Origin of the sequence: Janthinobacterium sp. GW458P, from assembly GCF_002127585.1 — a bacterium.
Classification (GTDB): Bacteria; Pseudomonadota; Gammaproteobacteria; order Burkholderiales; family Burkholderiaceae_D; genus Janthinobacterium.
In genome coordinates this window covers 11349-35770 of sequence record NZ_NEGZ01000003.1, presented here as the reverse complement: position 1 = coordinate 35770, position 24422 = coordinate 11349, and the positions used below count along the sequence as shown (strand labels likewise).

Annotated in this window: 23 protein-coding genes; 14 read left to right on the top strand and 9 right to left on the bottom strand. The window is 64.0% G+C overall.

What is annotated here, in order from left to right:
- Positions 1–205 precede the first annotated feature (205 nt).
- The 9 genes from CBW50_RS03670 (at position 206) to CBW50_RS03630 (ending at position 8448) form a co-directional block, all read left to right on the top strand.
- The gene (locus CBW50_RS03670) at positions 206–1618 is read left to right on the top strand and encodes an ATP-binding protein (RefSeq protein ID WP_086144267.1); all 1413 of its coding nucleotides are present in this window, start codon (positions 206–208) and stop codon (positions 1616–1618) included.
- A complete protein-coding gene (locus CBW50_RS03665; protein WP_226936154.1) occupies positions 1615–2157 on the top strand; it encodes a hypothetical protein in 543 nt (180 codons plus the stop codon). Before CBW50_RS03670 ends, CBW50_RS03665 begins: the two co-directional genes overlap by 4 nt.
- Positions 2154–3521 carry a sigma 54-interacting transcriptional regulator gene (locus CBW50_RS03660; RefSeq protein WP_086144266.1) on the top strand — a complete coding sequence of 456 codons (1368 nt, stop codon included), beginning with the start codon at positions 2154–2156 and terminating at the stop codon, positions 3519–3521. Before CBW50_RS03665 ends, CBW50_RS03660 begins: the two co-directional genes overlap by 4 nt.
- A gap of 267 nt (positions 3522–3788) precedes the next feature.
- Positions 3789–4151 carry a BON domain-containing protein gene (locus CBW50_RS03655; RefSeq protein ID WP_070223276.1) on the top strand — a complete coding sequence of 121 codons (363 nt, stop codon included), beginning with the start codon at positions 3789–3791 and terminating at the stop codon, positions 4149–4151.
- Positions 4152–4354: 203 nt separating this feature from the next.
- On the top strand, positions 4355–5368 hold the full coding sequence (locus CBW50_RS03650; protein WP_086144265.1) for a bile acid:sodium symporter family protein: 1014 nt from the start codon (positions 4355–4357) through the stop codon (positions 5366–5368).
- A gap of 118 nt (positions 5369–5486) precedes the next feature.
- Entirely contained in the window at positions 5487–6245 is a 759-nt protein-coding gene (modA, locus tag CBW50_RS03645) for a molybdate ABC transporter substrate-binding protein (protein WP_086144264.1), read from the top strand.
- 16 nt (positions 6246–6261) lie between these two features.
- Positions 6262–6933: a molybdate ABC transporter permease subunit gene (gene modB, locus CBW50_RS03640; RefSeq protein WP_086144263.1), complete on the top strand. Its 672-nt coding sequence runs from the start codon at positions 6262–6264 to the stop codon at positions 6931–6933.
- Between the two features lie 5 nt (positions 6934–6938).
- Positions 6939–7640, top strand: coding sequence for a sulfate/molybdate ABC transporter ATP-binding protein (locus tag CBW50_RS03635; RefSeq protein WP_086144262.1), 702 nt, complete (start codon positions 6939–6941; stop codon positions 7638–7640).
- A gap of 40 nt (positions 7641–7680) precedes the next feature.
- Positions 7681–8448, top strand: a complete 768-nt coding sequence (locus CBW50_RS03630) for a TOBE domain-containing protein (protein WP_086144429.1) — start codon at positions 7681–7683, stop codon at positions 8446–8448.
- Positions 8449–8514: 66 nt separating this feature from the next.
- On the opposite strand, the gene CBW50_RS03625 is transcribed toward CBW50_RS03630, so the two are convergent.
- Entirely contained in the window at positions 8515–11589 is a 3075-nt protein-coding gene (locus CBW50_RS03625) for a response regulator (RefSeq protein WP_086144261.1), read from the bottom strand.
- A gap of 240 nt (positions 11590–11829) precedes the next feature.
- Between CBW50_RS03625 and fnr the strand changes: the two genes are divergently transcribed.
- Positions 11830–12588 (top strand): fumarate/nitrate reduction transcriptional regulator Fnr, encoded by a 759-nt coding sequence (fnr, locus tag CBW50_RS03620; protein ID WP_086144260.1) that lies wholly within the window; start codon positions 11830–11832, stop codon positions 12586–12588.
- Between the two features lie 124 nt (positions 12589–12712).
- Here the strand turns inward: fnr and CBW50_RS03615 are convergent, their stop codons facing one another.
- The 6 genes from CBW50_RS03615 to ccoN form a co-directional block, all read right to left on the bottom strand.
- Positions 12713–13237 carry a FixH family protein gene (locus CBW50_RS03615; protein ID WP_086144259.1) on the bottom strand — a complete coding sequence of 175 codons (525 nt, stop codon included), beginning with the start codon at positions 13235–13237 and terminating at the stop codon, positions 12713–12715.
- Positions 13238–13384: 147 nt separating this feature from the next.
- Complete coding sequence (ccoG, locus tag CBW50_RS03610) at positions 13385–14767, bottom strand: cytochrome c oxidase accessory protein CcoG (protein WP_086144258.1); 1383 nt, start codon at positions 14765–14767, stop codon at positions 13385–13387.
- Between the two features lie 4 nt (positions 14768–14771).
- Positions 14772–15692, bottom strand: a complete 921-nt coding sequence (gene ccoP / locus CBW50_RS03605; protein ID WP_086144257.1) for a cytochrome-c oxidase, cbb3-type subunit III — start codon at positions 15690–15692, stop codon at positions 14772–14774.
- Positions 15685–15888, bottom strand: coding sequence for a cbb3-type cytochrome c oxidase subunit 3 (locus CBW50_RS03600; RefSeq protein ID WP_086144256.1), 204 nt, complete (start codon positions 15886–15888; stop codon positions 15685–15687). Before CBW50_RS03600 ends, ccoP begins: the two co-directional genes overlap by 8 nt.
- 1 nt (position 15889) lies before the next feature.
- Positions 15890–16504: a cytochrome-c oxidase, cbb3-type subunit II gene (gene ccoO, locus CBW50_RS03595; RefSeq protein WP_086144255.1), complete on the bottom strand. Its 615-nt coding sequence runs from the start codon at positions 16502–16504 to the stop codon at positions 15890–15892.
- Between the two features lie 15 nt (positions 16505–16519).
- Entirely contained in the window at positions 16520–17947 is a 1428-nt protein-coding gene (gene ccoN, locus CBW50_RS03590; RefSeq protein WP_046681775.1) for a cytochrome-c oxidase, cbb3-type subunit I, read from the bottom strand.
- 246 nt (positions 17948–18193) lie between these two features.
- Between ccoN and CBW50_RS03585 the strand changes: the two genes are divergently transcribed.
- Genes CBW50_RS03585 through CBW50_RS30265 form a run of 4 tightly spaced genes read left to right on the top strand, consistent with a single transcriptional unit; the run spans position 18194 to position 21799 of the window.
- Entirely contained in the window at positions 18194–19861 is a 1668-nt protein-coding gene (locus tag CBW50_RS03585) for a hypothetical protein (protein ID WP_086144254.1), read from the top strand.
- Positions 19862–19882: 21 nt separating this feature from the next.
- The gene (locus tag CBW50_RS03580; RefSeq protein WP_086144253.1) at positions 19883–20290 is read left to right on the top strand and encodes a DUF3274 domain-containing protein; all 408 of its coding nucleotides are present in this window, start codon (positions 19883–19885) and stop codon (positions 20288–20290) included.
- Positions 20291–20327: 37 nt separating this feature from the next.
- Positions 20328–21071, top strand: coding sequence for a hypothetical protein (locus CBW50_RS30270; protein WP_319017210.1), 744 nt, complete (start codon positions 20328–20330; stop codon positions 21069–21071).
- Positions 21062–21799, top strand: a complete 738-nt coding sequence (locus tag CBW50_RS30265; protein ID WP_319017211.1) for a hypothetical protein — start codon at positions 21062–21064, stop codon at positions 21797–21799. The genes CBW50_RS30270 and CBW50_RS30265 overlap by 10 nt, the downstream gene beginning before the upstream one ends.
- Here CBW50_RS30265 and ccoS read toward each other — a convergent pair.
- Complete coding sequence (gene ccoS, locus CBW50_RS03570; protein WP_086144252.1) at positions 21787–21969, bottom strand: cbb3-type cytochrome oxidase assembly protein CcoS; 183 nt, start codon at positions 21967–21969, stop codon at positions 21787–21789. The two genes, CBW50_RS30265 and ccoS, sit on opposite strands and share 13 nt — an antisense overlap.
- Positions 21969–24410: a heavy metal translocating P-type ATPase gene (locus CBW50_RS03565; RefSeq protein ID WP_086144251.1), complete on the bottom strand. Its 2442-nt coding sequence runs from the start codon at positions 24408–24410 to the stop codon at positions 21969–21971. Before CBW50_RS03565 ends, ccoS begins: the two co-directional genes overlap by 1 nt.
- Between the last annotated feature and the right edge of the window lie 12 nt (positions 24411–24422).

Sequence of the window (24422 nt, the reverse complement as noted above, 5' to 3'; positions counted from 1 at the left end):
GAGGGCCGTGGGCCACTTTGATGCCTGCGTGAAGTTTTTCCCTATTGTACTAGGAGTACTCGCGCGCCGCCGCCGGGCCTTGCTTGTTCGCCGTAAAAGCAACAATATTGCAAAATAGACTATTTTCTGACAGGCGGCGCCCCAGGATGGGGGCTTAGCGTACCATGCGCCTTTTGCACTCCAGACTGAACCGAAGGCGCCTACCTTGTCCCGACTTTCTTTTCGCCAATTATTGTTCGCCGCCTTCATTTTGACGGCGGGTATTTTKACGGCCACATCCGTGCAAGCGCTGCTGACCCTGGAACACCTGGCGCGGCTGGGGCGCGAGACGGCGGCGCAGGCGATTACCCTGACGGAACAGTCGCAGCGCCTGTCCGAGCGCACCCTGGCCATGGAGCGCAGCGCGCGCCAGTTCCTCGTGCTGGACGATCCCGTCTTCCGCGAGCGTTTTGCGGCCGCCCGCGACGAAGCGACGGCGGCGCTGCAAGTGCTGAACCGCGCCACGCCCCATTTCGCGCCGCAGCTGGCCGACGAGTGGACGGCGCAGGCGCAATCGGCATGGGAAGTATTGCAGGCCGGAAAGCGCCGCAAGCGCGACGGCCACGCCCTTGTCTACCGCGCGTTTGCCCGCATGACGCAGATCAATGACAGCCTGGCGCGCGAGAGCAAGACGGCCATCGGCAGCCGCAACGATGCGTTGCTGGCCGAGCTGGAACGCCAGCGCCGCCTGCTCGGCGCGCTGGTCATCGGCGCCGTGCTGCTGGCGGCCGTGCTGGCCACCTGCTTCGGTTTTTTATTGTCGCGTCCCTTGCGCCGCATCAAGACGGCCATCGAGCGCCTCGGCGAGAAGCGCTATGACCAGCCCATCGTCGTCGGCGGCCCGGCCGACACGCGCCGCCTGGGCCAGCAGCTGGACTGGCTGCGCCAGCGCCTGGCGGACCTCGACGCCGACAAGGAACGCTTTTTGCGCCATATCTCGCATGAGCTGAAAACCCCGCTGGCGGCCCTGCGCGAAGGCGTGGCCCTGCTGGAAGACGAGGTGGCCGGCAAGCTCAGCGAGGGCCAGCGCGAAATCGCCGGCATCCTGCGGCAAAACACGGCATCGCTGCAAACCCAGATCGAGGACTTGCTGCGCTACAATACCGCCGCCTTCGACGCCCAGCATCTGGCGCACAGCAAGGTGGACTTGCTGGTTCTGCTGCACGATGTGGTGGCGGGCCAGCGCCTGCAATGGCAGGCGCGCCGTTTGACGGTCGAGCTGCATGGCGCGTCCCTGATCGTGCAGGCCGACCGCGACAAGCTGGCCACCGCCCTGGCGAACCTGCTGTCGAATGCCGTGCGCTTCAGCCCGGAAGGCGGCAGCGTGCGCTTCAGCCTGTCCGCCGAGGGCGGCCGCGCGCGCATCGACTGCATCGACGAAGGCAGCGGCGTGGCGCCCGAGGACGCCGCGCGTATTTTTGAACCGTTTTACCAGGGCGTGCGCCAGGCGGCCGGCGCGCGCAACGGCAATGGCATCGGCCTGTCCATCGTGCGCGAATATGTCGCCGCCCACGATGGCAGCGTCACTCTTTTACCGCGCCAGGCCGGCGCGCATTTTCGGATAGAACTGCCCTTATGATGACGAGAACTTCCGTGGCCACCGTGGCCGCCTGTGCGCTGCTGTTGGGCGCTTGCGCCGCCAAGCCCGCCAAACAGACGCCCGTGCTGGTGCAGACGCCGCCCCGCGTGGTGGTCGTGGCCGATCCCAAGCTGACTGAACTGCTGGCATACCAGAACGCCTTGCGCCTGATGACGCCGTCGGAACTGGCAAAAGCCCAGCTCGACCTGGCCAAGGCCGATACGGCGCCGCAGAACGTCATCCGCCGCGCCATGCTGCACTCGACCTTGCGCGGCGCCGGCGATCTGGCCCGCGCGCAGGCCCTGCTCGAACCGCTGGCCACGGCGACGGGCAAGGATGAGCAGCTGCTGGCGCCGCTGGCGCAATTGCTGGGCAGCCAGTACGCGGAACTGCGCCGCCAGGAAGAGAGCATCGACAAGCTCAATGCCCAGCTGCGCGACGCCCAGCGCCGCAACGACTTGCTCAATGAAAAACTGGAAGCGCTGAAAAACATCGAGCGCAGCCTGTCCGTGCGCCCTGCCGCGGGAGCGCCGAAATGAGCGAGCACGCCCACATCCTCTTGGTCGATGACGATCCCGACCTGCTGCGCCTGCTGACCATCCGCCTGAAGGCGGGCAATTACCGCGTCACGGCCGTGGGCAGCGCGGAAGCGGCGCTGGCGCGCCTGGCCGTGGAATTGCCGGCCCTGGTCATTACCGACGTGCAATTGCCGGGCCGCGACGGCCTGGCCCTGTTCGATGAAATCCGCCGCCAGCACGCGGCCCTGCCCGTCATTTTGCTCACGGCGCACGGCACCATCCCCGACGCCGTCGACGCCACGGCGCGCGGCGCGTTTGCCTACCTGACGAAGCCGTTCGACGGCAAGTTGCTGATGGAAAAGGTGGCGTATGCCGTCAACCTGTCCACCGTCATGCCGGCGCCGGCGCCCGGCGACGAGAGCTGGCGTGCCGAGCTGATCAGCCGCAGTGCGCAGATGGCCGAGCTGCTGGCCGAAGCCAGGCTGGTGGCCGGCTCCGACGCCAGCATTTTGATCCGCGGCCCCAGCGGCACCGGCAAGGAGCTGCTGGCGCGCGCGCTGCACAACGCCAGCCGCCGCGCCAAGGCGCCGTTCATCGCCGTCAACTGCGGCGCCATTCCCGAGCAGCTGCTGGAATCGGAACTGTTCGGCCACGTCAAAGGCGCGTTTACGGGCGCCGTCGGCAACCGCGAAGGTTTATTCCAGGCGGCCGACGGCGGCACCCTGTTTTTAGATGAGATCGGCGACATGCCGCTGCCGCTGCAGGTCAAACTGCTGCGCGTGCTGCAGGAGCGGGCCGTGCGCCCCGTCGGCGCCGACCAGACGCGGCCGGTGGACGTGCGCTTGTTGTCCGCCACGCACCGCGACCTCGATGTGGCCATGGGGGAGGGGCAATTCCGCGAAGACCTGTATTACCGCCTCAACGTGGTGACCCTGACCCTGCCGCCGCTGGCCGAGCGTCGCGAAGACATCGCCCTGCTGGCAAACCATTTCCTGCAGAAGCTGGCCGCCAAGTACCAAAAACCCCTGAACGGCTTCGCCCCCGACGCCCTCACGGCCCTGGTGGCGGCGCCCTGGCCCGGCAACGTGCGCCAGCTGGTCAATGTGGTCGAGCAGGTGTGCGCGCTGGCCACGGCGCCGCTCGTGCCCCTGAGCCTGGTGCAACGCGCCTTGCGCGTGCCGTCGCTCGAAGCGCTCAGCTACAACGAAGCCAAGCAGCGCTTCGAGCGCGACTACCTGATCCAGCTGCTGCGCCTGACGGACGGCAACGTGGCCGACGCGGCCCGCCTGGCCGACCGCAACCGCACGGAGTTCTACCGTTTACTGCAGAAATACGAGCTGACGCCGGCCCTGTTCCGGGCCGACGGCGACCCTGTCGCTGAATAGCGACAAAAATAAAGTATTCATAATCAACGACTTATCTTAAAACATTGATATTGTTGCCATGCCTTGTCGCTGTCTGGCGACAAAAGGCCCGGTTTTTCGCGCCGGATCCTGCCGGAAGCGGCCGAAAAAATTGCGTGTGAATATAAGTTGTTGATTTTGAAGGAAATTTAAAAGCTGGCACGGTGCTTGCTACATGGGTAGATGTGACGCTTCAAAGTGTTGCTTTATCTAAGTAAGAAGCTTTTAACTTCATTGAGAGGAACTACCATGCAAACATCGAAACTGTTCAATACCCTGGTCGCCGCTATCGTACTGTCGGGCGCCTCGATCACCGCTTCGCATGCAGCTGACTCCGCCCCAAAAGCACAAGCTCCTGCTAACACTGTCGTGGCCGCCAACGCCGCCGCTGCCGTCCCTGATGAAACCATCACTTCCTCGGCCAAGGCCGCCCTGAGCGCCGATGCGCAAGCCGCTGCCCTGCCGGTCAAGGTGGCAACCCAGCAAGGCGTGGTCGTCCTGTCGGGCGACGTGCCGAGCGCCGAAGCGGGCGACCGCGTCGTGCAGATCGTCGCTTCCGTGAGCGGCGTGAAAGAAATCAAGAACGAGCTGAAAGTCAAAGCCGCCGGCTAAACGTCCTCGCGCTGTACTTTACTCCGGGTTGCCCTGTCTGCGGACAGGGCATTTTTTTGCGCGTGCGCTTGTTGTTGGCAAGCCATGCTGTTAGGCAGATAGCTCGGCAATACGGTTAGAATAGCCAGCACTGGCGCCGTTTCCGGCGCTTTTTGTCATCCATGGCGCAGTGTTGCAAGGCTGGGCCGCTACCAGGCTACCGCATGTCTTCATTCTCTCCCGCCGCCCTGTTGCGCAATCTGAAACCCGACAATTTCACCATCGCCCTGCTCGCCACCGTGGCGCTGGCCAGCTTCCTGCCCTGCACCGGCCAGACGGCCGTCGTCTTCGGCCATATCACCACGGTGGCCATCGGCGCCCTGTTTTTCCTGCACGGCGCCAAGCTGTCGCGCGAAGCCGTGGTGGCCGGCATCCTGCACTGGCGCCTGCATTTGCTGGTGCTGGCCAGCACGTTCATCCTGTTCCCCCTGCTGGGCCTGGCTCTGCGGCCGCTGGCGCTGACTTTCCTCACGCCCGAGCTGTACGTGGGCATTTTGTTCCTGTGCGCCCTGCCGTCGACCGTGCAGTCGTCGATCGCCTTGACGGCCATGGCGCGCGGCAACGTGCCGGCCGCCATCTGCAGCGCCTCGGCCTCGAATTTCATCGGCATCTTCCTCGCCCCCATCCTGGTGGGCTTGCTGGTGGCCAAGGGGGCGGCCAGCAAGTCGTCGTCGGACGCCGTGCTCGCCATCGTCATGCAGCTGCTGCTGCCCTTCCTGGCCGGCCAGTTCCTGCGCCGCTGGATAGGCCGCTGGGTCGACCGCCACAAGGCCATGCTGAAATTCGTCGACCAGGGTTCGATCTTGCTGGTGGTCTACACGGCCTTCAGCGAAGCCGTCAGCGAAGGCCTGTGGCACACGATTTCAGTGGAAACCCTGGTGGCCCTGGGCCTGTTCAGCATCTTGCTGCTGGCCCTGGTCCTGGGCCTGATGACGTTCATCAGCCGCCGCCTGGGCTTTAACAAGGAAGATGAAATCGCCATCGTCTTTTGCGGCTCGAAGAAAAGCCTGGCCAGCGGCGTGCCCATGGCCAAGGTGCTGTTCGCCACACACTCGCTGGGCATGGTGATTTTGCCGCTGATGCTGTTCCACCAGATTCAATTGATGGTCTGCGCCGTGATCGCGCAGCGCTATGCGCGGCGCAAGGATGAGCTGGACAGCGGGAAGGCGGCCGCCTGAGGCTGCCAAGGGCGTGCTTGAAGCAAGTTCAGCCGTCTTGACTTGCGCCATGGCAGAACGCTATATATAAGTGTATATTACGGTCCTTGTTCACCGTTCACTTTACAAGGATACGATCATGCGCCTCACCTCCCTCGCCAAACTCCTCAGTGCCGCCCTGCTGGCCAGCGCCGCCTCGTCCGCCTTTGCCGGCGAGGTGGTGGTGTCGGCCGCGGCCAGCCTGACGAATGCGTTCAAGGATGCGGCGCAGGGCTATGAGGCGCAGTATCCGGGCAGCAAGGTGTCCTTGAATTTTGCCGCCTCGGGCGTGCTGCTGCAGCAGATCGTCAAGGGCGCGCCCGTGGACGTGTTTGCCTCGGCCGACCAGGAAACCATGGATGCGGCGCAAAAGCAGGGCCTGGTGTTGCCGGCCGAGCGTATGGACTTCGTCGGCAACAGCCTGGTGCTGATCGTGCCGCACGATAGCAAGCTGGGCATCAAGAGCTTGACGGACCTGACGCAAAAAAGCGTGACCCGCGTGGCCATCGCCAACCCGGCCAGCGTGCCCGTCGGCCGCTATTCCGAAGGCGCGCTGAAGAAGGCGAAGCTGTGGGATGCGGTGCAGCCGAAAGCCATCAGCACGCAGAACGTGCGCCAGTCGCTCGATTACGTGGCGCGCGGTGAAGTCGATGCGGGCTTCGTGTATGGCACGGACGCGGCCATCATGAAGGATAAAGTGAACGTGGTGCTGGAAGTGCCGCTCGACGCGCCCGTGCTGTACCCGATCGCCACCATCAAGGGCAGCGGCAATGCCGCCGAAGCGAAGCGCTTCGTCAGCTATTTGCAAACGGCGCCGGCGCAAGCCATCCTGGCCAAATACGGGTTTAAAAAGCCATAAAGTAAAACGACTGCACATGGATATCGCCTGGACCGCGCTGGCCCTGTCGCTGAAAGTGGCGGCGTGGGCCACGGCGCTCAATTTGCTGCTCGGCATCGGTACCGGCTATCTGCTGGCGCGCGCCCGCTTTCCTGGGCGTAACTTGCTTGATGCGCTGCTGACCTTGCCGATGGTGATGCCGCCCACCGTGCTCGGCTATTATCTGCTGGTGTTATTGGGTCGGCGCGGCCCCCTGGGCATCTGGCTGCAGGACAACTTCGGCATCAACCTCATTTTTACGTGGCAGGGCGCCGTCATCGCCTCCACGGTGGTCGCCTTTCCCCTCGTCTTCAAGCCGGCGCGGGCCGCCTTCGAAGCCGTCGACGGGCAGCTGGAACAGGCCGCCCGCGTGCTGGGCATCTCTGAAATGGCGATCTTCTTCCGCGTCACGTTACCGCTGGCCTGGCGCGGCATCCTGGCCGGCGTCCTGCTGGGCTTTGTGCGCGCGCTCGGCGAATTCGGCGCCACCCTGATGGTGGCCGGCAGCATCCCCGGCAAGACGCAGACCCTGTCGGTGGCCGTGTATGAGGCCGTGCAGGCGGGCCAGGACGACGCCGCCAACATGCTGGTGCTGATCACTTCGCTCGTCTGCATCGCCGTGCTGCTGGCCGCCGGCCGCCTGGCGCCCGGGCGCATCGTGCACAAATGACCACTATGCAACTCGACCTCGACATCCGCGCCACCTTGCGCTCCGGCAAACGCCGCTTCGACATGCAGGTGCAATGCACGTCCAGCAGCCAGCGCATCGCCGTGTATGGCCCCTCCGGCGCCGGCAAGAGCATGACCCTGAAAGCCATTGCCGGACTGTTTACACCGGAGGCGGGCCATATCCGCCTGAACGGGCGCACCCTGTTCGATTCGGCCGCCGGCGTCAATTTGCCGCCGCAGCAGCGCAATGTCGCCTACCTGTTCCAGGATTACGCGCTGTTCCCGCACCTGACGGTGCGCCAGAACGTGGGCTTCGGCCTGAGCCGCGGCTGGTTCAATCCGCGCGCGCGCGAAAAACTGCAGAAAGTCGAGCATTGGCTCGATGCGTTTCATTTGCAGGAGCTGGCGCACCAGTTCCCCGACGAGTTGTCCGGTGGCCAGCGCCAAAGGGTGGCGCTGGCGAGGGCGCTCGTGGCCGAACCGGCCGCATTGCTGCTCGACGAGCCGTTTGCCGCCCTCGATCCGGCGCTGCGTGTCAAAATGCGCCTGGAACTGAGCCAGTGGCAGCAGCGCTTGGACGTGCCCATGATCCTGATCACACATGATCCCGAAGATGCGCGCATTCTGGGCGAACATGTGCTTTACTTGCGTGACGGACAAATTGACAGCATGGAAGAAAATAAGGCATGGGGTGAACGCATTGGATAAATCAGCGGCAGCGGAAATCGGCCTGCAAGGCTCGGTATGGATGACGGTGGGCGGAGAAAACCTGGGCGGCGCCGGCAGGGTGGAATTGCTGGGCGCCATCGCCGAATGCGGCTCCATCACGCAGGCGGCCAAGCTCGTCAAGATGAGCTACAAGGCGGCCTGGGACGCCATCGACGCGATGAACAACCTGGCCGGCGAGCCGCTGGTGGAACGCCTGACGGGCGGCAAGGGCGGCGGCGGCACGCGGCTGACGCAACGGGGACGCCAGCTGGTCGACAATTTCCGTATCATCGAGCGCGAGCATGCCCGCTACCTGCGCCAGCTGGGCAGCCAGGCGGAAGGCATCGCCGACGATCTTTTACTCATACGGAGAATGGCCATGAAAACCACGGCACGCAATCAATTCCTCGGCAAAGTTGCTGAAATGAAACAAGGCGCCGTCAACGACGAAGTCACGCTGGAATTACCGGGCGGACAGCATATCGTGGCCATCGTCACGCAGGGCAGCAGCGACAGCCTGGGCCTGGCGCCGGGCGCGGAAGCGTTTGCGCTGATCAAGGCCTCGTCCATCATCCTCGTCGCTGACAGCGCGGGCGCGCGCTTTTCGGCGCGCAACCAATTGACCGGCACCGTCACGCGCGTGCAGACGGGCGCCGTGAACACGGAAGTGGTGCTGGACTTGCCGCGCGGCGGCACCATCGCCGCCATCATCACGAACCAGAGCAGCACCGACCTGGGCATCGCCATCGGCAGCAGCGTGACGGCGATTTTCAAGGCGTCCAGCGTGATCCTGGGCGTGCCGGCGTAAGCGGCGATGCTGACCAGGTTCCGGGGGCAGACCCGGCAGGTCTGACCCCAGTTTTACGTTGCAGGCTTAATCCTTCAGCCTGGACAACCAATCCGCCGCGGCCGCCAGCGCCTGCTCCAGCTCCTGCGCCGTGCGTGCCAGCAGCGCCGGCACCTCGTCCAGGCGGCCGCCGTCGATGGCTTCCTCGGTGGCGAAGGCGGCGCGGATCAGGCGCTTCGTGCCCAGGGTGCCGACGGAGCCGCGCACGCTGTGCAGGATGCGCGCCACGTCGCTGTGGCGGCCCGCCTGCAGGGCCGTTTCGGCGTCGCGCAGGGGCGTCATGCCCTTGTTCAGCGCGTCTTCCACCATGCGCCGCAGCACGCCGCGCCCCTTGGCGTCGCGCCCCATCACGCGCATCAAAGGGGCCATGGAAAACACTTCTTCATCGGCGACGCGCGCCGGCCCGGCCGTCTGCACTGGCGGGCGCTTCGGCAGGTGGCGCGCGATGACGGCCATCATCTCTTCCACCACCACGGGCTTGGCGATGAAGTCGCTGATGCCGGCCGTCATGCAGCGCTCGCGCTCGGACGCCAGCACGCCGGCCGTCATGGCGATCACGGGCAGGGTCAGGCGCAGTTCCGTGCGGATGATGTGGGTGGCGCTGAAGCCGTCCATGACGGGCATCTGCATGTCCATCAGCACGATGTCGTAGCGCAGCGCTTCCGTGCGCAGCCGTTCCACGGCCTGCAAGCCGTCGCCGACCACGTCCAGGGTGGCGCCCATGTGTTCGAGGATGCCGCGCGCCACGGCCTGGTTCAAATGATTGTCTTCCACCAGCAGGAAATGCACGCCGGCCAGTTGCGTGCCCAGCGGCTGGTGCAGGATGTGCTGTTCGCCGCCGTCGTGCTTGGCGATCAGCGCCTGGTGCAGGGCGTCGAACAGGCTCGATCCCGTGATCGGCTTCATCAGCACGACGTCGGCCTCGGCCGCGCTGGAGATTTCCTCGAGGTGGTTGCGGGCGAAGGCGTTGACCATCACGACGATGGGCTGGCGCTGGCCGGCGGCCGCCTGGCGGATGGCCTTGGCCGTGGCCAGGCCGTCCATCACGGGCATGTGCCAGTCGGCCAGCACCACGTCGTAGGGCTGCTGCTGCGCCAGGCGCTCGCGGTACAGCTCGATGGCGGCAAAGCCGGAATCGACCTCGTCGGCGTTCCAGCCCCAGGCCTCGATCAGCTTGACGATCAGTTCGCGCGTGGTGCGGTTATCGTCGGCCACCAGCAGGCGCAGATGGCCCAGGGCCGGCGTGCGCCGCGTTTCGGCCGGCTGCGCCAGCAGCTCGAACGGCACGCTGAACCAGAAGCGGCTGCCCTTGCCTTCGCTGCTGGCGACGGCGATGTCGCCGCCCATCATGTGGATCAGCTGCTTGCTGATGGCCAGGCCCAGCCCCGTGCCGCCGAAGCGCCGCGTGATGCTCTGGTCGCCCTGCGAAAACGCGGCAAACAATTGCTGTTGCTGCAACTGTGTCATGCCGATGCCCGTATCGCGCACTTCGAAGCGCAGCCAGGCGCGGCCTTGCTGGCTGTCGGCCAGGCTGACGGCCACCACCACTTCGCCGCTCTCGGTAAACTTGATGGCGTTGCCGGCCAGGTTGACGAGAATCTGCTGCAGGCGCTGGGCGTCGCCCATGAGGCGCCGCGGCACGTCCGCTTCGACGGCGATGGCCAGCTCCAGTTCCTTTTCGCCCGCATTCATCGTCATCGTCGTGGCCAGCGTGTTCATGACCTCGTCGAGGTCGAATTCGACGGGCGACAGCTCCATGCGGCGCGCCTCGATCTTCGAATAGTCGAGCACATCGTTCAGGATGCCCAGCAGCGACTGGCCCGCCACGCGCACCATGGTCAGGTATTTGCGCTGTTCCGTATCGAGCTTGGTATTGCCTAACAGATACACCATGCCCAGCACGGCATTGAGGGGCGTGCGGATTTCATGGCTCATGTTGGCCACGAAATCGCTCTTCGCGCGGTTGGCCGCCTCGGCCCGGTCACGCTCCTGTTCCAGCTCGGCCGCGCGCGCTTCGAGCTCCTGCTGCAGCCGGTCGCGTTCGCTCATCAGGCTGTTGAACGCTTCCGTCAGCTCGCCGATCTCGTCGCGCTGCTGCACGGGAACGGGGGTGAAGCGGCTGCCGCTGGTGCGCAGGGCCTGCAGGGTGTCGCGCAGGCGCACCAGGGGCGAGAGCAGGCGCACGGTGACCCAGCCCAGCACCGACGCGGCCAGCAGCGAGGCGAGGATGCTCCACAGCACCAGCCGGTACAGCACGCCGTCGAACGGCTCGAAGGCGTCGTCGAGGGGCAGCGAGGCGGCCAGCAGCCAGTTCACGGATTTCAGGCGCTTGAAGCTGTTGACGGCCGTGATGCCGCGGCTGTTGGTGCTGACCATGCTGCCTTCGCCGTCGTCCTTCAGCAGCTGCGTGGTGGTCAGGTTGGCGTTCGGCTTGCGCGGCTGCAGCAAGCGGCTGGTGTCGGGGTGCAGCACGTAGCGCGGCACGGCGCCGCGCGTGAGGATGAAGTAATAGCCGCTCTTGCCGATCTTTTCCGTGCGCAAACGCCCCAGCAGGTTATCCTTGTACAGGCGCAATACGCCGATCACCACGCCGGCCACCTGGCCGTCGGCGGCCAGCACGGGCGCCACCATCTGCACGATGGGCATGCCGCTGGACTTGCCCAGCATCGGTTCGGTGATCATGGGCTGGCGCGTGCGCAGCACGGTCTGGAAGTACTCGCGCTCGGCCACGTTGATGCCGGCGCGCCCCGCCACTTCCGGCATGTCGGCCACGACGGCGCCGTGCGCGTCGAGCACCAGCACGTCGTCGAACAGCACCAGCATCGAGCGGCGCGAATAGTACTGGCGCAACTGGGCGGGCTGCGCGATCAGTTCCGGCGGCTGCTGCCTGGCCGTCAGGGTGACGATTTGCAGCAGCATGGCCAGCTTGTCATCGAGCTCGGCGGCGGTGCGGGTGATCAGCGATGACTGCTGGCTCAGCAGAACTCGGGTGAAGTCGTCGCGCATGTGCTGCACCTGGATCATGGTGACCAGCGCGATCATGGCGATCGAGGTCAGGCTGGTTGCCAGCGCGACTTTTGCTTTGATGCCGAGAGGCTTCATGATTTCCTTTTTCGGTACCGGGCGCTACAGGCGGCAGATAATGCCGTTAGGAATTTTCCTATCAATACATCAACTTGGCAAGCGGCGCCGCGCAAATGGCCCGCCCCGCACGGGCTTTTGACGATGTTGCCATATAATTAAAGTCCGAACGTCGTTTATTCAGCGAAATTACGGTGAAATTGGCACACGGCAACCGTGTATGCAGTAAACTTGTTATTGCATTTTCTAAAAGGTACCGACATGACTGAAGCGCTACTCTCTCCAACCTTGCCCACCGTGAACGTGGAAGCGTTGCGTGCGCGATGCTCGACCTGCAGCATGCATCAATTGTGCCTGCCGATGGGCCTCGACGTGGGCGACATGGACAGGCTGGACCAGATCATCGGCCGCCGCCGCAAGATCGCGCGCGGCGCCTCGCTGTTCCGCATCGGCGACTCGTTCCAGAACCTGTACGCGATCCGCCTGGGCCACTTCAAGACCTACCAGATCAATCCGGGCGGCGAAGAGCAGGTGACGGGTTTCCAGATGGCGGGCGAACTGCTGGGCATGGACGCCATCAGCGCCGACCGCCACCACTGTAATGCGGTGGCGCTGGAAGACAGCGAAGTATGTGAAATCCCGTTTTCCAGCCTGGAACAATTGCTGGGCAATATGCCGACCCTGCTGCGCCATTTCCACCGCATGATGAGCCAGGAAATCACGCGCGAGCAAAGCGTTATGTTGCTTTTAGGTAACATGCAGGCGACGCAGCGCTTTGCCGCCTTCATCGTCAACCTGGCGTCGCGCTATGAAGCGCGCGGCTATTCGAGCAGCAAATTCCAGCTGCGCATGTCGCGCGAGGAAATCGGCAACTACCTGGGACTGACCATCGAAAGCGTCAGCCGTTTATTGTCGAAATTCAAGAAGGAAGGCTGGCTGCGCGTGTCGAACCGCGAGATTGAAATCCTGCAGCCAGCGAAATTGAAGGCCATTACGGCCGGTACGGACGTCTGCAAATAACCGCACCGTCAAAACCGACTGCGCGTCGCGCTTTGCGGCCTGCGATGCTCGCTGTGCTATAGCACAGCTGTGCTTCTCAGCCACAAATCACTGCCGCTCGCTACGGTTTTCCCGCCACTGTACGTTATAGTTCCTCATCGGCGTGCAGCGCGATGCTGCGCTGCAGCGGCCAGGTCCAGATGCCGGACAGGCGCCATTCGCGCTTGTCGTTTTCCACCAGCACCTGCCAGCGGCTGCGTTCGAGCATCGGCAGCGCCACCGAGAAATTGCCGGCCGCATCGGGCTGCACCAGCAGCTTGATATCCTTTTCCGGCAGGGTCGCATGCGCCAGGTGCAGCAGCAAAGGCTTCTGGTACGCCTTGCCGAAGCTGTGCACGGAGCCGCTCAGGCGCGCTGCAGCGACGTCATACGCCAGGGTCGTATCCATCGCCAGGTCGCTGGCGATCGTGTCGCGCTTCAAATCCTGGTTGATGGCCTTGCCCTGCTTGTAATAATCGCCCACCACCAGCGCATCGGGTTGCGTAAACGCAATATAGCCCATGAAGCTGCCGACGACCACGGACAGGCCGGGACCGATCATCAGCAGCCATGGCCAGCGGTGCTTGTACCACGGGGCAACGGGGGCTTGCAGTTTCAGACTGTCGGACATTGTGTTCTCCTTGGGGCCAGACCCTGTGGGCCTGCCCCCGGCTTTTGCTTCCGGGTTGAGCATAAAATCAACCCAACGCATGATTGATGATACTCCTGCGGCGAAAATACCGGGGGCGGACCCGGAGGGCCCGACCCCGCATCACCGTTACCGCGGCACGATGAAGACCGCGCTTTCACGCACATGCAGCGACGGGTCGTCCAGCGATTGCAATTCGATTGCAATCTTGTTCGAGCCCTTTTCGCCCACGCCGTGCGGCACGCGCAGGCGGATCGGCCAGCCCAGCGTTTCCGTCGGCTGCAAGGTCACTTCTTCGCGCGTCAGCAAGGTCAGGCCCGGCAAGCCCGATGCGCTGATCTTGAAATGCTGGCTTTGCTCCGAGGTGTTCATGATCTGCAGGCGGTAGACGTTTTCGATCATGCCGTCCTCCACTTCGCGTCCCATCGAACCGCGGTCGCGGATCACGTCCATTTTCAGGGGCGTGCGCAGGGCCAGCGACGTACACACGGCGATGATGATCAGGGCCAGGATGGAGGTGTAGATCAGCACGCGCGGGCGCATGGCGCGCTGGCGTATCTGCTTCGAATCGAAGTTGTTTTCCATCGCATGGTCGGTACTGTAGCGTACCAGTCCCCGCGGCCGGTCGACCTTGTCCATCACGCTGTTGCAGGCATCGACGCAGGCGGCGCAGCCGATGCACTCATACTGCAGGCCGTTGCGGATATCGATACCGGTCGGACACACCTGCACGCACAGGGTGCAATCGATGCAGTCGCCCAGCTTGTCGTTGTTGCCGGCCTTCTTGCTCAGCGCGCCGCGTGGTTCGCCCCGCTTGGCATCGTAGGTGATGATCAGCGTGTCCTGGTCGAACATGGCGCTCTGGAAACGCGCGTAGGGGCACATGTATTTGCACACCTGCTCGCGCAGCCAGCCCGCGTTGCCGTAGGTTGCCAGGCTGTAGAACAAGACCCAGAACCATTCCCAGGGACCAAAGTTGAGGGTCTGCACGGAATGCGCGAGTTCCTTGATCGGCGTGAAGTAGCCGACAAAGGTAAAGCCCGTCCACAGGGCGATGGCGCCCCACACCAGGTGCTTGGCCGTCTTCTTGGCCGTCTTGCGCAGCGACGGGCCCTGCTTGTCGAGGGCCATGCGCGCGCTGCGCGTGCCTTCGATGCGGCGTTCGACCCACAGGAAGATTTCCGTGTACACCGTTTGCGGGCAGGAAAACCCGCACCACACCCGCCCCGCAATGGCCGTGACGAGGAACAGCAGATAGGCACAGATGATCAGCAGGGCCGCCAGATAGATGAAATCCTGGGGCCACAGCACGACGCCGAAAATGTAGAACTTGCGCGTGGTCAAATCGAACAGCAGGGCTTGCCTGCCATTCCAGGTCAACCACGGCAAGCCGTAGAACGCGAGCTGGGTAAGCCACACGCACACCCATCGCCAGGTAGCGTAGCGTCCTTTGGCCTCGCGAGGGTAGATTTGCTCGCGGGCCGCATACATCTTGATGACTTGAGGTTCCATTACATCATTTCACGGGCGTCTGGGGATTCGACAAGCTCCAGACATAGGCTGACAGCACGTGCACTTTTGATTCCCCAAGGAAATCGCTGAATGCCGGCATGGTGTTGTTGCGCCCCTTGCGGATGGTTTCCATGATGGTATCGGCGCTGCCGCCGTACAGCCAGACCTTGTCCGTCAGGTTAGGCGCGCCCAGCATCGGGTTGCCCTTCGCATCGGCGCCGTGACAGGCCATGCAGGCGCCGAACTTGCCCTTGCCCAGCACGGATTTGACGGGGTCCGAGGTGGAGCCGGACAGGCTCAGCACGTAGTGGGCCACGTTCTCGATATCCTTCTCGGAACCGAGCGCGGCGCCCATCGGCGGCATCTGGCCATTGCGGCCGTGCAGGATGGTGGTCTTGATGGTGGCAGGATCACCGCCATACAGCCAGTCCTTGTCCGTCAGGTTGGGGAAGCCCTTGTTGCCGCGCGCATCCGAACCGTGGCATTGCGCGCAGTAGGTCAGGAACAGACGCTGGCCGATGGCTTGCGCCTGCGGATCGGCGGCCACCGTCTTCAGGTCCTGGCTCAGGTACTTGTTGAACAGGGGACCGTAGTCGGCTTCCGCCTTCTTCAGCTCTTCCTCGTACTGGCCCGTGGATTTCCAGCCCAGACTGCCCGCATAGTTGCCCAGGCCCGGGTACAGGAACAGGTAGGCCAGCGCGAAGACGATGGTGATGTAGAACAACCACATCCACCAGCGCGGCATCGGCGTATTGAGTTCCTTCAAGTCCTCGTCCCAGACGTGGCCCGTGGTGCCGTCGGCGGGGGCGCCGGCGGCCACTTTCACTTTCGACTGCGAGTACAGCAGCACGCCGCAGCCGATGATGCCCAGCAGGGACAGCACGATGACATAGATATTCCAGAAGCCATTGGTAAAGTCAGCCATGGTTGCGCTCCTTCGCCAGGTTCATCTCGGCCTCGGCCGGATAGTCGAGCGCCTCGTCGGCGAACGGCAGGCGTGCCGCCGCGTCGAAGTCGCCATTGCTGCGGCTGAAAGTCCACCACAGGATGCCCACGAACGTCATAAAGGAAACCACCGTCATGACGCTGCTGGCGCTGTCAAACAGGTTCTCGATTGCCATGCTAATTCCTTGTTTTGATTAATGTACCGAGGCCTTGCAGATAGGCGACCAGGGCGTCCTCTTCCGTCTTGTCCTGCAGCTGTGCCGGGCCGGCGGCGATTTCTTCATCGCTGTACGGCTGGCCCAGGCGCTTCAGGGCGCGCATCTTCGGCATGATGTCGTCGGGCACCAGCTTGGTCTTCGCCAGCCAGGGGTAGGCCGGCATGTTCGACTCGGGCACCACGTCGCGCGGGTTGTTCAAGTGCGTGCGGTGCCATTCGTCGCTGTAGCGGGCGCCCACGCGGGCCAGGTCCGGCCCCGTGCGCTTGGAACCCCACTGGAACGGACGGTCATACACGAACTCGCCGGCGACCGAATAGTGGCCATAGCGTTCCGTTTCCGCGCGCAGCGGACGCACCATCTGCGAGTGGCAGTTGTAGCAGCCTTCGCGCACGTAGATGTCGCGGCCCGCCAGGCGCAGCGGCGAATACGGCTTCAGGCCGGCGACCGGCTCCGTCGTGCTCTTCTGGAAGAACAGGGGGACGATCTCGACGGCGCCGCCGATGCTGATCACCACCGTGACCAGGGCGATCAGCAGCCAGGGGTTTCTCTCAATCCATGCATGTGAAAATTTCATTTGCTTTTGCTCCTATCAGGCGTGCGCCGCGTTCAGTTCCGGAATGCGGGCGACGGGGAGTTTGCTGCCGCGCAAGGTCATCCAGGTGTTGTAGCCCATGATGCACATACCCGACAGGTACAGCAGGCCACCGGCCACGCGCACCACGTAGTACGGATACGTTGCTTTCACGCTCTCGACAAAGGTGTAGGTCAGGGTGCCGTCCGGATTGACCGCGCGCCACATCAGGCCCTGCATCACGCCGGCGATCCACATGGCGGCGATGTACAGCACGATGCCGATGGTGGCCACCCAGAAGTGCACGTCGACCAGGCGCGTGCTGTGCATCTGCGTGCGGCCCGCCAGGCGCGGCAGCAGGTAGTAGATCGAACCCATGGTGATGAAGCCGACCCAGCCCAGGGCGCCCGCATGCACGTGGGCAACGGTCCAGTCGGTGTAGTGCGACAGCGAGTTGATGGTCTTGATCGACATCATCGGACCTTCGAAGGTGGCGATGCCGTAGAACGACAGCGAAACGATCATGAATTTCAGGATCGGGTCGGTGCGCAGCTTGTGCCAGGCGCCCGACAGGGTCATGATGCCGTTGATCATGCCGCCCCAGCTTGGTGCCAGCAGGACCAGCGAGAAGACCATGCCGATCGATTGCGTCCAGTCAGGCAATGCCGTGTAGTGCAGGTGATGCGGGCCGGCCCACATGTAGGTGAAGATCAGCGCCCAGAAGTGGACGATGGACAGGCGGTACGAGTACACGGGGCGCTCGGCCTGTTTCGGGATGAAGTAGTAGACCATGCCCAGGTAGCCGGCGGTCAGGATGAAGCCCACCGCGTTATGGCCGTACCACCACTGGATCATGGCGTCCTGCACGCCCGCATAGGCGGAATACGACTTGGTGAACGAGGCTGGCATGACGGCGCCATTGACCACGTGCAGAATCGTCACGGCCAGGATGTAGGCGCCGAAGAACCAGTTGGCCACGTAGATGTGCTTGACCTTGCGCTTGATCAAGGTGCCGAAGAACACGATGGCGTAGGCGATCCAGACGACGGCGATGAGGATGGCGATAGGCCATTCCAGTTCGGCGTATTCCTTGCCGCGGGTCAGGCCCATGGGCAGGCTGACGACCGCGCACAGGATCACGGCTTGCCAGCCCCAGAACGTGAAGGCGGCCAGTTTGTCGGAAAACAGGCGCACCTGGCAGGTGCGTTGCACGACGTAGTACGAGGTGGCGAACAGGCCGCAGATGCCGAAGGCGAAAATCACCGCATTCGTGTGCAGCGGACGCAGACGTCCGTATGTCAGCCATGGTATGTCGAGGTTCAGGGCAGGCCAGGCCAGCTGCGCGGCGATGATAACGCCAACCAGCATGCCGATGATGCCCCATACCACAGTAGCGACCGCGAATTGCTTCACGATCTTGTAGTTATAGTTCAGCGATTGATCCACAAAGACTCTCCCTGGAATTACTATTTATGATGGTGGCCAGAGAGTAAGTGTTTGACCGCGAAAAAACTTTGATGTGGATCAAAATTCCCCGGATGAAATAAGCGTAGCGAAGTGGCATCGAAATAAAGTGATATTCCGGTCAAAAAAGCCGTGCAAGATCCCTGCAACGGCTGGCTTGACATGGCGTAAAACGTACCTGGAAGCAATGGCCTACTGTGGCTTGTCCAGACACGCCCAAGGCCCGCCATGGAAGATCCCGAACGCCGCGATCCGTTTGATGCCCAGGTGGACATGGTCGTGGGCAAGGCCGAAGGTACGACCCTGTTCAGTCACTGCCTGCTCGATTGCCTGCAGCAGATGCCGTCGCCGGGCATCGTCATCTTCGTGCATGGCGTCAATTCCGACGGCGAGTGGTACCGCGCGGCCGAAGCCGGCCTGTGCCAGGGCCTGAACATGCGCATGAAGCGCTGCGACGAGCATATAGTCCATGCCACGGCGCAGGCGGGGCAGCTGACGCCGGTATGCTACCGTAGCGAACTGAGCGATGACGGCTATGTCGATCCCGACTACACGGCCGCCACCTTCATCGGGCCGCACGCGCATTTCTCGCCCGTGATCCAGTTCCGCTGGGGCTACAAGGCCAGCGACAGGGAATTGCAGCAATATGGCGATTCGGTCTACCTGAACGAACACGCTTACTGGGGCGGCGGCCCGTTCACCAATGGCTGCTCATCGCTGCCTGACCTGTGGGGCGAGGGCCTGTCGGACGCCCTCTTCCTGTTCATCCACATCGAGCATCTGAATCCCGTCAACGACCGCATCGTGCATGCCTGCCCGCCGCGCCCCTATTTCGTGCTGGCCGCGCTGCGCCTGGCGCACCTGGTGGCGGCCATCCGCCGGCAGCAGGCCGACGTGCCGATTCCCCTCGTCTGCCACAGCCAGGGCAATATGGTGGGCATGGCGGCCGCATTTCTGGGCAATAAGATGGCCAGGGTGCGGGATGCGGCAGGCAAAAGCGGCCGTTGCGTGGCCGATACTTATGTCTTGTGCAACCCGCCCTACAGCCTGTTGCGCAGAAACGACACGGAAGGCTGGCTGCAGGGGCAGGTCAGGGACGTCGATGGCAATGTGGGCCGGCAAAGCGGCGAGGCGCGCCGCAAGACCCTGGCGGCGTTCTTCGACATCGTGCGAGGTCAGGCCACGGAGCCGCCCCTGTCTGTAGCGCTGGCGGACATGGCCGCCAACGTGCGCCATGATTTCACGCTGGAGAAAGACCGGGCCGCCTATGCCTGCGGCCAGCAGCCCACGACGCGCGGCCGCGTCACCTTGTATTGCAATCCGCACGACCGGGTGATTTCCGCCACGCCCATCCAGGGCATGGGCTGGTTGGGTCTGAGCGCCGAAGAGATCAAGGCCACGCGCGGCGCCGGCGTGTTCAGCCAGCGCGTGTTTGCGCAAGGCTTTCCCGTTGGCCAGCACGGCGATTATGATTATTGGAGCAATCACTATCGCCAGCCCGCGCGGGGCAGCGCCGATTTCTGGCATCCCCGTTCGCCGATCTCCAGATACGACCCGGACAAGGGCGTGCGCGCCAGTACCAGCGCGGCCGGCAAGGCGGCGAGCGTGCGCACGGCTGCCGCCATGTCGGCCCTCATGAAGATGCTGAAGACGCCCATCAATGCCGTGCCGCCCGACGACTGGCGCATCCCCGTGACGGCGCCCGCCTTGCCGCAGGTGTTTACACCGCAGGCCGTGCGCTTTGGCGTACCCAGCCCGCAGTTCGACCAGAATCTCGATCCGCCCGGCACGCACCGCCATGCGGGCAAGGCGCGCCCGGCAGGCGAGCCGTATGCCGATACAAGCGTGGGCGGCACGCCGCAGGGCGACCGCGATACCGAGGCGGCACTGCGCTAGGAAGACCATGCCCGCCTGCGCATGAAGGCCCGCCGCGGGAAGCTCGACGGCCTTGACGGCGAGGCGATGATGGAAGACGACCTGTCCACGGCCACGCCGGAATATTTGCAATGGCGCAAGCAGGAAATCCAGGGGCAGCTGGCGGCCACCTGCGACACGCATGCGACCGACCACTCCACCATCCTGAGCAATCCCCGGCACGCGGAAAAGGCGCTGGCGTATGACGTGGCGATCGGGGTGTGCCATATCAGCGAGGAGGCGATGCGGGAATTGAGGATTGCTGCTGATTGGCGCTTATCGGAGGATACGGATAAGGACGGATCTAGCAAGATATTTCTTGAATATTTCTCTACTGGAAAGTTTATGAAAATGTCTTTGCTGGCATGGGTCAATGTGGTGGCGGCACCGGGAGCATGCCTGCCGAAATAGTGGATGAACGTATGTACAAGCGCCCGGAGACATCCTGATGCGCAACTTGATTGCTACTTTTCCTCGTCGGCTGGGCTGGAGCATGTGCGTATTCAGCTTTGCGTCTGGTATTGCACTCTGGTCGGTATTGCAGGCCCCGCCAGTCGACGTTCCTCTTGAAGAAGGATTGCTGATGAAACGATTATTGTTGAAGCCGGGATTGCTGGCGCTTGCCGTCCTTTTCCTGACCTCGGCCTGTGCCAGCAAGGCGCCGATCGCGGCACCGGTTGCCGCCGTTATCCCTGCTGCGCCCGCGCAGCCGTACATGGCGCAGGTGGTGGGCGTGCAGTGGCTCAATCCCCTGCAGCGGCGCGATTATCCGACCGCATGGCAACTGCTGTGGACGCTGGGCCTGGCCAAGCCGAACAAGGACGATAGCAAAGTGAAAGAGAACCCCGTGCGTTTTGGCAAAGTGCAATCAGTCGGCATGATTGCTTATGGTAATAATGGGAAAGAATCATTCGTAGGGTTTCACGAAAAATATGTGTACAAAATGATTATGTTGTTTCATGATATTTACTTTTCTAATCAGGAGTATTTTTACAACGCACACTCGCTGACCGACAAATCCACGCGCCGCGAACTGGCGGGCATTCACGTCGAATATGCCTTGCCGGCTGGACGCCTTATCCAGACGAGGCGGGAAAGTATGTCGTTGAAACGATTACCGATGCCTTCAGCATCGGCAACCCCCATTTCCCCGATTCCTGGACCACGGCCACGCCGCCCGACGTGCGCGTGACCCTGGGTGGTGCCAATGCGGGCTTTACGTCCCTGGCGGCGGGCCTGGCTTACCTGCAGGCCAATCCCGACAAGACGGTGTGGGTGATGAACTGGGATGCGCCCAGCTATCCGCCCAGGGATGAGCAGATCAATGAAAACATGGTCTTGCTGGTCCTGGCCGGTCCCGGCTACAAGACGCAGCGCGCGCCGCTGGCCTGGCTGGGCTTTCCCGCCACGCGCAGTGTCGCCGATTTCAGCGCCGGCAAGGGACAGTCCCCGCGCGCCGTGCAGGCGTGGAGCGCTGCCATCGACGCTGCCGCCCGGAACGCGCAAGTGAACGACGACGCCATCGGCTACGTCATCCACGATGCGGGCAGCAGCTATCCTGCCTCGTCGGAGCGTCTCGGTCCGCTGGCGCAAAGCCTGACGCAGCAATTGCCCGACTTTGATTTCAACAAGCAGACGTTCAACATGCCGGCGCTGCTGGGCGAGACGGGCGCGGGCACGGCGCTGACGAACGTGGCACTGGCCATCGCCCATGCCAACCACGTGGGCCGGCCCGTGCTGGTGGCGGGCAGCAGCGACAGCGAGAGCGCGACTGCCGTGGTGGTGGCGCCGCCGGCCGTCGTGCGGCCCGTCGACCACGAACAGCCGTGGTTCCGCGCGCGCGGCGGCAATACCGTGTTTTTACCATGGTGGGGCCGGCGCTTCGATGCGCGGCCGGGGTCGCAGGGTTATTCGCGCTGAGGCGCGGGCGGGGCGGGCGCTTCCGGCGGCGTATCGTCGTCCTGCAGCACGCGCAGGCCCGGTCCGACGAGGTCGTCGAACTGGCCGCTGTCCGAGGCCGTGAAATACACCCACAGGGCGATGAAGACGACCACGACGCTGAGGGGGATGAGGAGGTAGAGAGCTTCCATTAGACTTTCCGCAGGCGCAGGGCGTTGGCGATGACGACCGCCGAGCTGGCAGCCATGCCGACGCCGGACAGCCAGGGGTTTAAAAAGCCCAGCGCGGCGGCCGGGATGGCCGTCAGATTGTACAGGGTTGCCCAGCCGAGGTTTTCGCGGATGATGCGCATGCTGCGCGCCGCCGTCCTGGCCGTGTCCAGCACGGAAACCAATTGGCTCGACAGCAGCACCGTGTCCGCATGGGCTTGCGCCAGCGCGGCGCCGGAACCCATGGCGAACGAGACGTCGGCGCCGCTCAGCACGGCGGCGTCGTTGATGCCGTCGCCGACCATGGCCACGACGGCGCCCGTCGCCTGCAATTGCTGCACGAAATCGAGCTTTTCATCGGGCAGGCACTCGCCGCACGCCGTGGCGATGCCCAGCTCCGCCGCCACGCTTTGCGTCAGCGCTTCCTGGTCGCCGCTCAGCAGCACGACTTGCTTGCCGTGCCGGTGGAAATACGCGACGACGTCGCGCGCTTCCGGGCGCAGCGCGTCGCTGAGCAGGAAACGCGTCAGCCAGCGCCCCTGCGTGCCCAGGTACAGCGGCGTCATGCCCTGCATGCCGACGGCCGTGTCGCCCAGCGGCGGACCGGCGACGGCGGCGACAAAGGCCGCATTGCCCAGGCGGTAGCGCACGCCGTCGACCACGCCTTCGAGTCCCTGGCCCTGCACTTCCTGCAGGTGCTCCGCATGCGCGCGCGGCTGCGGTCCTGGCAACCCTTCGGCGGCGTCAAGGATGGCTTGCGCCAGCGGATGGGCGCTGCCCGCTTCCAGCGCGGCGGCCACCTGCAGGCAGTCGTCTTCCGTCATGCTGTCCAGGCCCTCGATCTGCTTGAGCACGGGCCGGCCCAGGGTCAATGTCCCCGTCTTGTCGAAGACGATGTGCGTGGCGCGGTGCAGGGTTTCGAGCACGTGCGGCTGGACGATCAGCACGCCGCGCCGCAGCAGGCTGTCGGTGGCGGCCGCCAGCGCCGTCGGCGTGGCAAGAGACAGCGCGCAGGGGCAGGACACGACCAGCACGGCAATGGCCACGGGCCACGCTTGCGCTGCATCATGCCAGCTCCAGAAGGCGAACACGGCGACGGCAAACAGCAGCAGGCCCAGCACGAACCAGGCGGCGACCTTGTCGGCCCACTGCGCGATCTGCGGCTTGCCGCTGCCGGCCCGCTCGATGAGTTTCAACAAATCGGACAGGGTGCTTTCGCGCGCCGGCTTGAGCACGCGCAAGATCAGCGCCGCACTGGCGTTGATGGCGCCGCCCGGCACCCGCTCGCCCAGTTTGCGGCGCTGGGCCGCGCTTTCGCCCGTCAGCAGCGATAAATCGAGCGCACTCGTGCCTTCGATGATGACGCTGTCGGCGGCGATCGCCTCGCCCGGTTTGACGAGGATGATGTCGCCGACGGCCAGGCTGCCGGCCGGCACTAGGGTGGTGGCGCGGTTGTCGGGGAAGCCCGCCATCAGCGACGCGGACGCGGGCAAGGCGTGCTGCAGCCGTTCCAGCGCCGAGGCGGCCTTGCGGCGCGCCTGCAGCTCGAAATAGCGGCTGCACAGCAGCAGGAAGATGAACATCGTGGCCGAGTCGTAATACACCTCGCCGCGGCCCGTAAACGTCGCCACCACGCTGCCGAAGAAGGCGGCCAGGATGCCCAGCGCCACGGGCACGTCCATGCCCAGGGTGCGCGCGCGCAGGCTGGCCCAGGCGCCCTGGAAAAACGGCATGGCTGAATAGCAGATGGCCGGCAAGGTGAGCAGCAAACTGGCCCAGCGCATCAGGCTGCCCATATTCTCGTCCAGCGTGCCGTCTTCGGCCGCCAGGTAGGAAGGCGCCACGTACATCATCACCTGCATCATCGACAGGCCCGCCACGAACAGCTGGCGGCCCAGCGTCTTGCTGGCCTTTTGCAGCCGTTCGCCATGGCGCACGGCGTCATACGGGTAGGCCGTGTAGCCGACTTGCCGCACGGCCTGCAGGATATCGCCCGGCTCGCATTGCGCGCGGCTCCAGCGCACGTACAGGCGCTCCGTGGCGACGTTCAGGCTGGCTGCCTGCACGCCGGGCAGGCGCGTCAATTGGCGCTCGATCAGCCAGACGCAGGCGGCGCAGCGGATGCCCTCGACGGACAGCGTCGCCTCGCAGCTGCTGGCGTCGCGCGCGAATTGCGCGTCGTCATTGCTGTACAAACGCAGTTCGGGCGGCACCATGGCGGCGCCGGCCGCGTTGACGGCGTATTCGTCGCGGTCGCGGTAATACGCGCTCTGGCCGATGTCGACGATGGTCTGCGCCACCGCTTCGCAGCCGGGGCAGCACATGGCGCGCGGCACGTCGTCGATGGTGACGTTCCAGTTCGAGCCGCCAGGCACGGGCAAGCCGCAATGGAAGCAGGCGGAGGATTGTAAAACAGCATTCATAGATTTGTTTTC

Excerpts from the sequence above, each read along its gene's own strand:
- CBW50_RS03665 (WP_226936154.1), top strand. The coding sequence starts at position 1,615 with ATGATGACGAGAACTTCCGTGGCCACCGTGGCCGCCTGTGCGCTGCTG.
- CBW50_RS03660 (WP_086144266.1), top strand. The coding sequence starts at position 2,154 with ATGAGCGAGCACGCCCACATCCTCTTGGTCGATGACGATCCCGACCTG.
- CBW50_RS03655 (WP_070223276.1), top strand. The coding sequence starts at position 3,789 with ATGCAAACATCGAAACTGTTCAATACCCTGGTCGCCGCTATCGTACTG.
- CBW50_RS03650 (WP_086144265.1), top strand. The coding sequence starts at position 4,355 with ATGTCTTCATTCTCTCCCGCCGCCCTGTTGCGCAATCTGAAACCCGAC.
- modA (WP_086144264.1), top strand. The coding sequence starts at position 5,487 with ATGCGCCTCACCTCCCTCGCCAAACTCCTCAGTGCCGCCCTGCTGGCC.
- modB (WP_086144263.1), top strand. The coding sequence starts at position 6,262 with ATGGATATCGCCTGGACCGCGCTGGCCCTGTCGCTGAAAGTGGCGGCG.
- CBW50_RS03635 (WP_086144262.1), top strand. The coding sequence starts at position 6,939 with ATGCAACTCGACCTCGACATCCGCGCCACCTTGCGCTCCGGCAAACGC.
- CBW50_RS03630 (WP_086144429.1), top strand. The coding sequence starts at position 7,681 with ATGACGGTGGGCGGAGAAAACCTGGGCGGCGCCGGCAGGGTGGAATTG.
- CBW50_RS03625 (WP_086144261.1), bottom strand. The coding sequence starts at position 11,589 with ATGAAGCCTCTCGGCATCAAAGCAAAAGTCGCGCTGGCAACCAGCCTG.
- fnr (WP_086144260.1), top strand. The coding sequence starts at position 11,830 with ATGACTGAAGCGCTACTCTCTCCAACCTTGCCCACCGTGAACGTGGAA.
- CBW50_RS03615 (WP_086144259.1), bottom strand. The coding sequence starts at position 13,237 with ATGTCCGACAGTCTGAAACTGCAAGCCCCCGTTGCCCCGTGGTACAAG.
- ccoG (WP_086144258.1), bottom strand. The coding sequence starts at position 14,767 with ATGGAACCTCAAGTCATCAAGATGTATGCGGCCCGCGAGCAAATCTAC.
- ccoP (WP_086144257.1), bottom strand. The coding sequence starts at position 15,692 with ATGGCTGACTTTACCAATGGCTTCTGGAATATCTATGTCATCGTGCTG.
- CBW50_RS03600 (WP_086144256.1), bottom strand. The coding sequence starts at position 15,888 with ATGGCAATCGAGAACCTGTTTGACAGCGCCAGCAGCGTCATGACGGTG.
- ccoO (WP_086144255.1), bottom strand. The coding sequence starts at position 16,504 with ATGAAATTTTCACATGCATGGATTGAGAGAAACCCCTGGCTGCTGATC.
- CBW50_RS03585 (WP_086144254.1), top strand. The coding sequence starts at position 18,194 with ATGGAAGATCCCGAACGCCGCGATCCGTTTGATGCCCAGGTGGACATG.
- CBW50_RS03580 (WP_086144253.1), top strand. The coding sequence starts at position 19,883 with ATGAAGGCCCGCCGCGGGAAGCTCGACGGCCTTGACGGCGAGGCGATG.
- CBW50_RS30270 (WP_319017210.1), top strand. The coding sequence starts at position 20,328 with ATGCGCAACTTGATTGCTACTTTTCCTCGTCGGCTGGGCTGGAGCATG.
- ccoS (WP_086144252.1), bottom strand. The coding sequence starts at position 21,969 with ATGGAAGCTCTCTACCTCCTCATCCCCCTCAGCGTCGTGGTCGTCTTC.
- CBW50_RS03565 (WP_086144251.1), bottom strand. The coding sequence starts at position 24,410 with ATGAATGCTGTTTTACAATCCTCCGCCTGCTTCCATTGCGGCTTGCCC.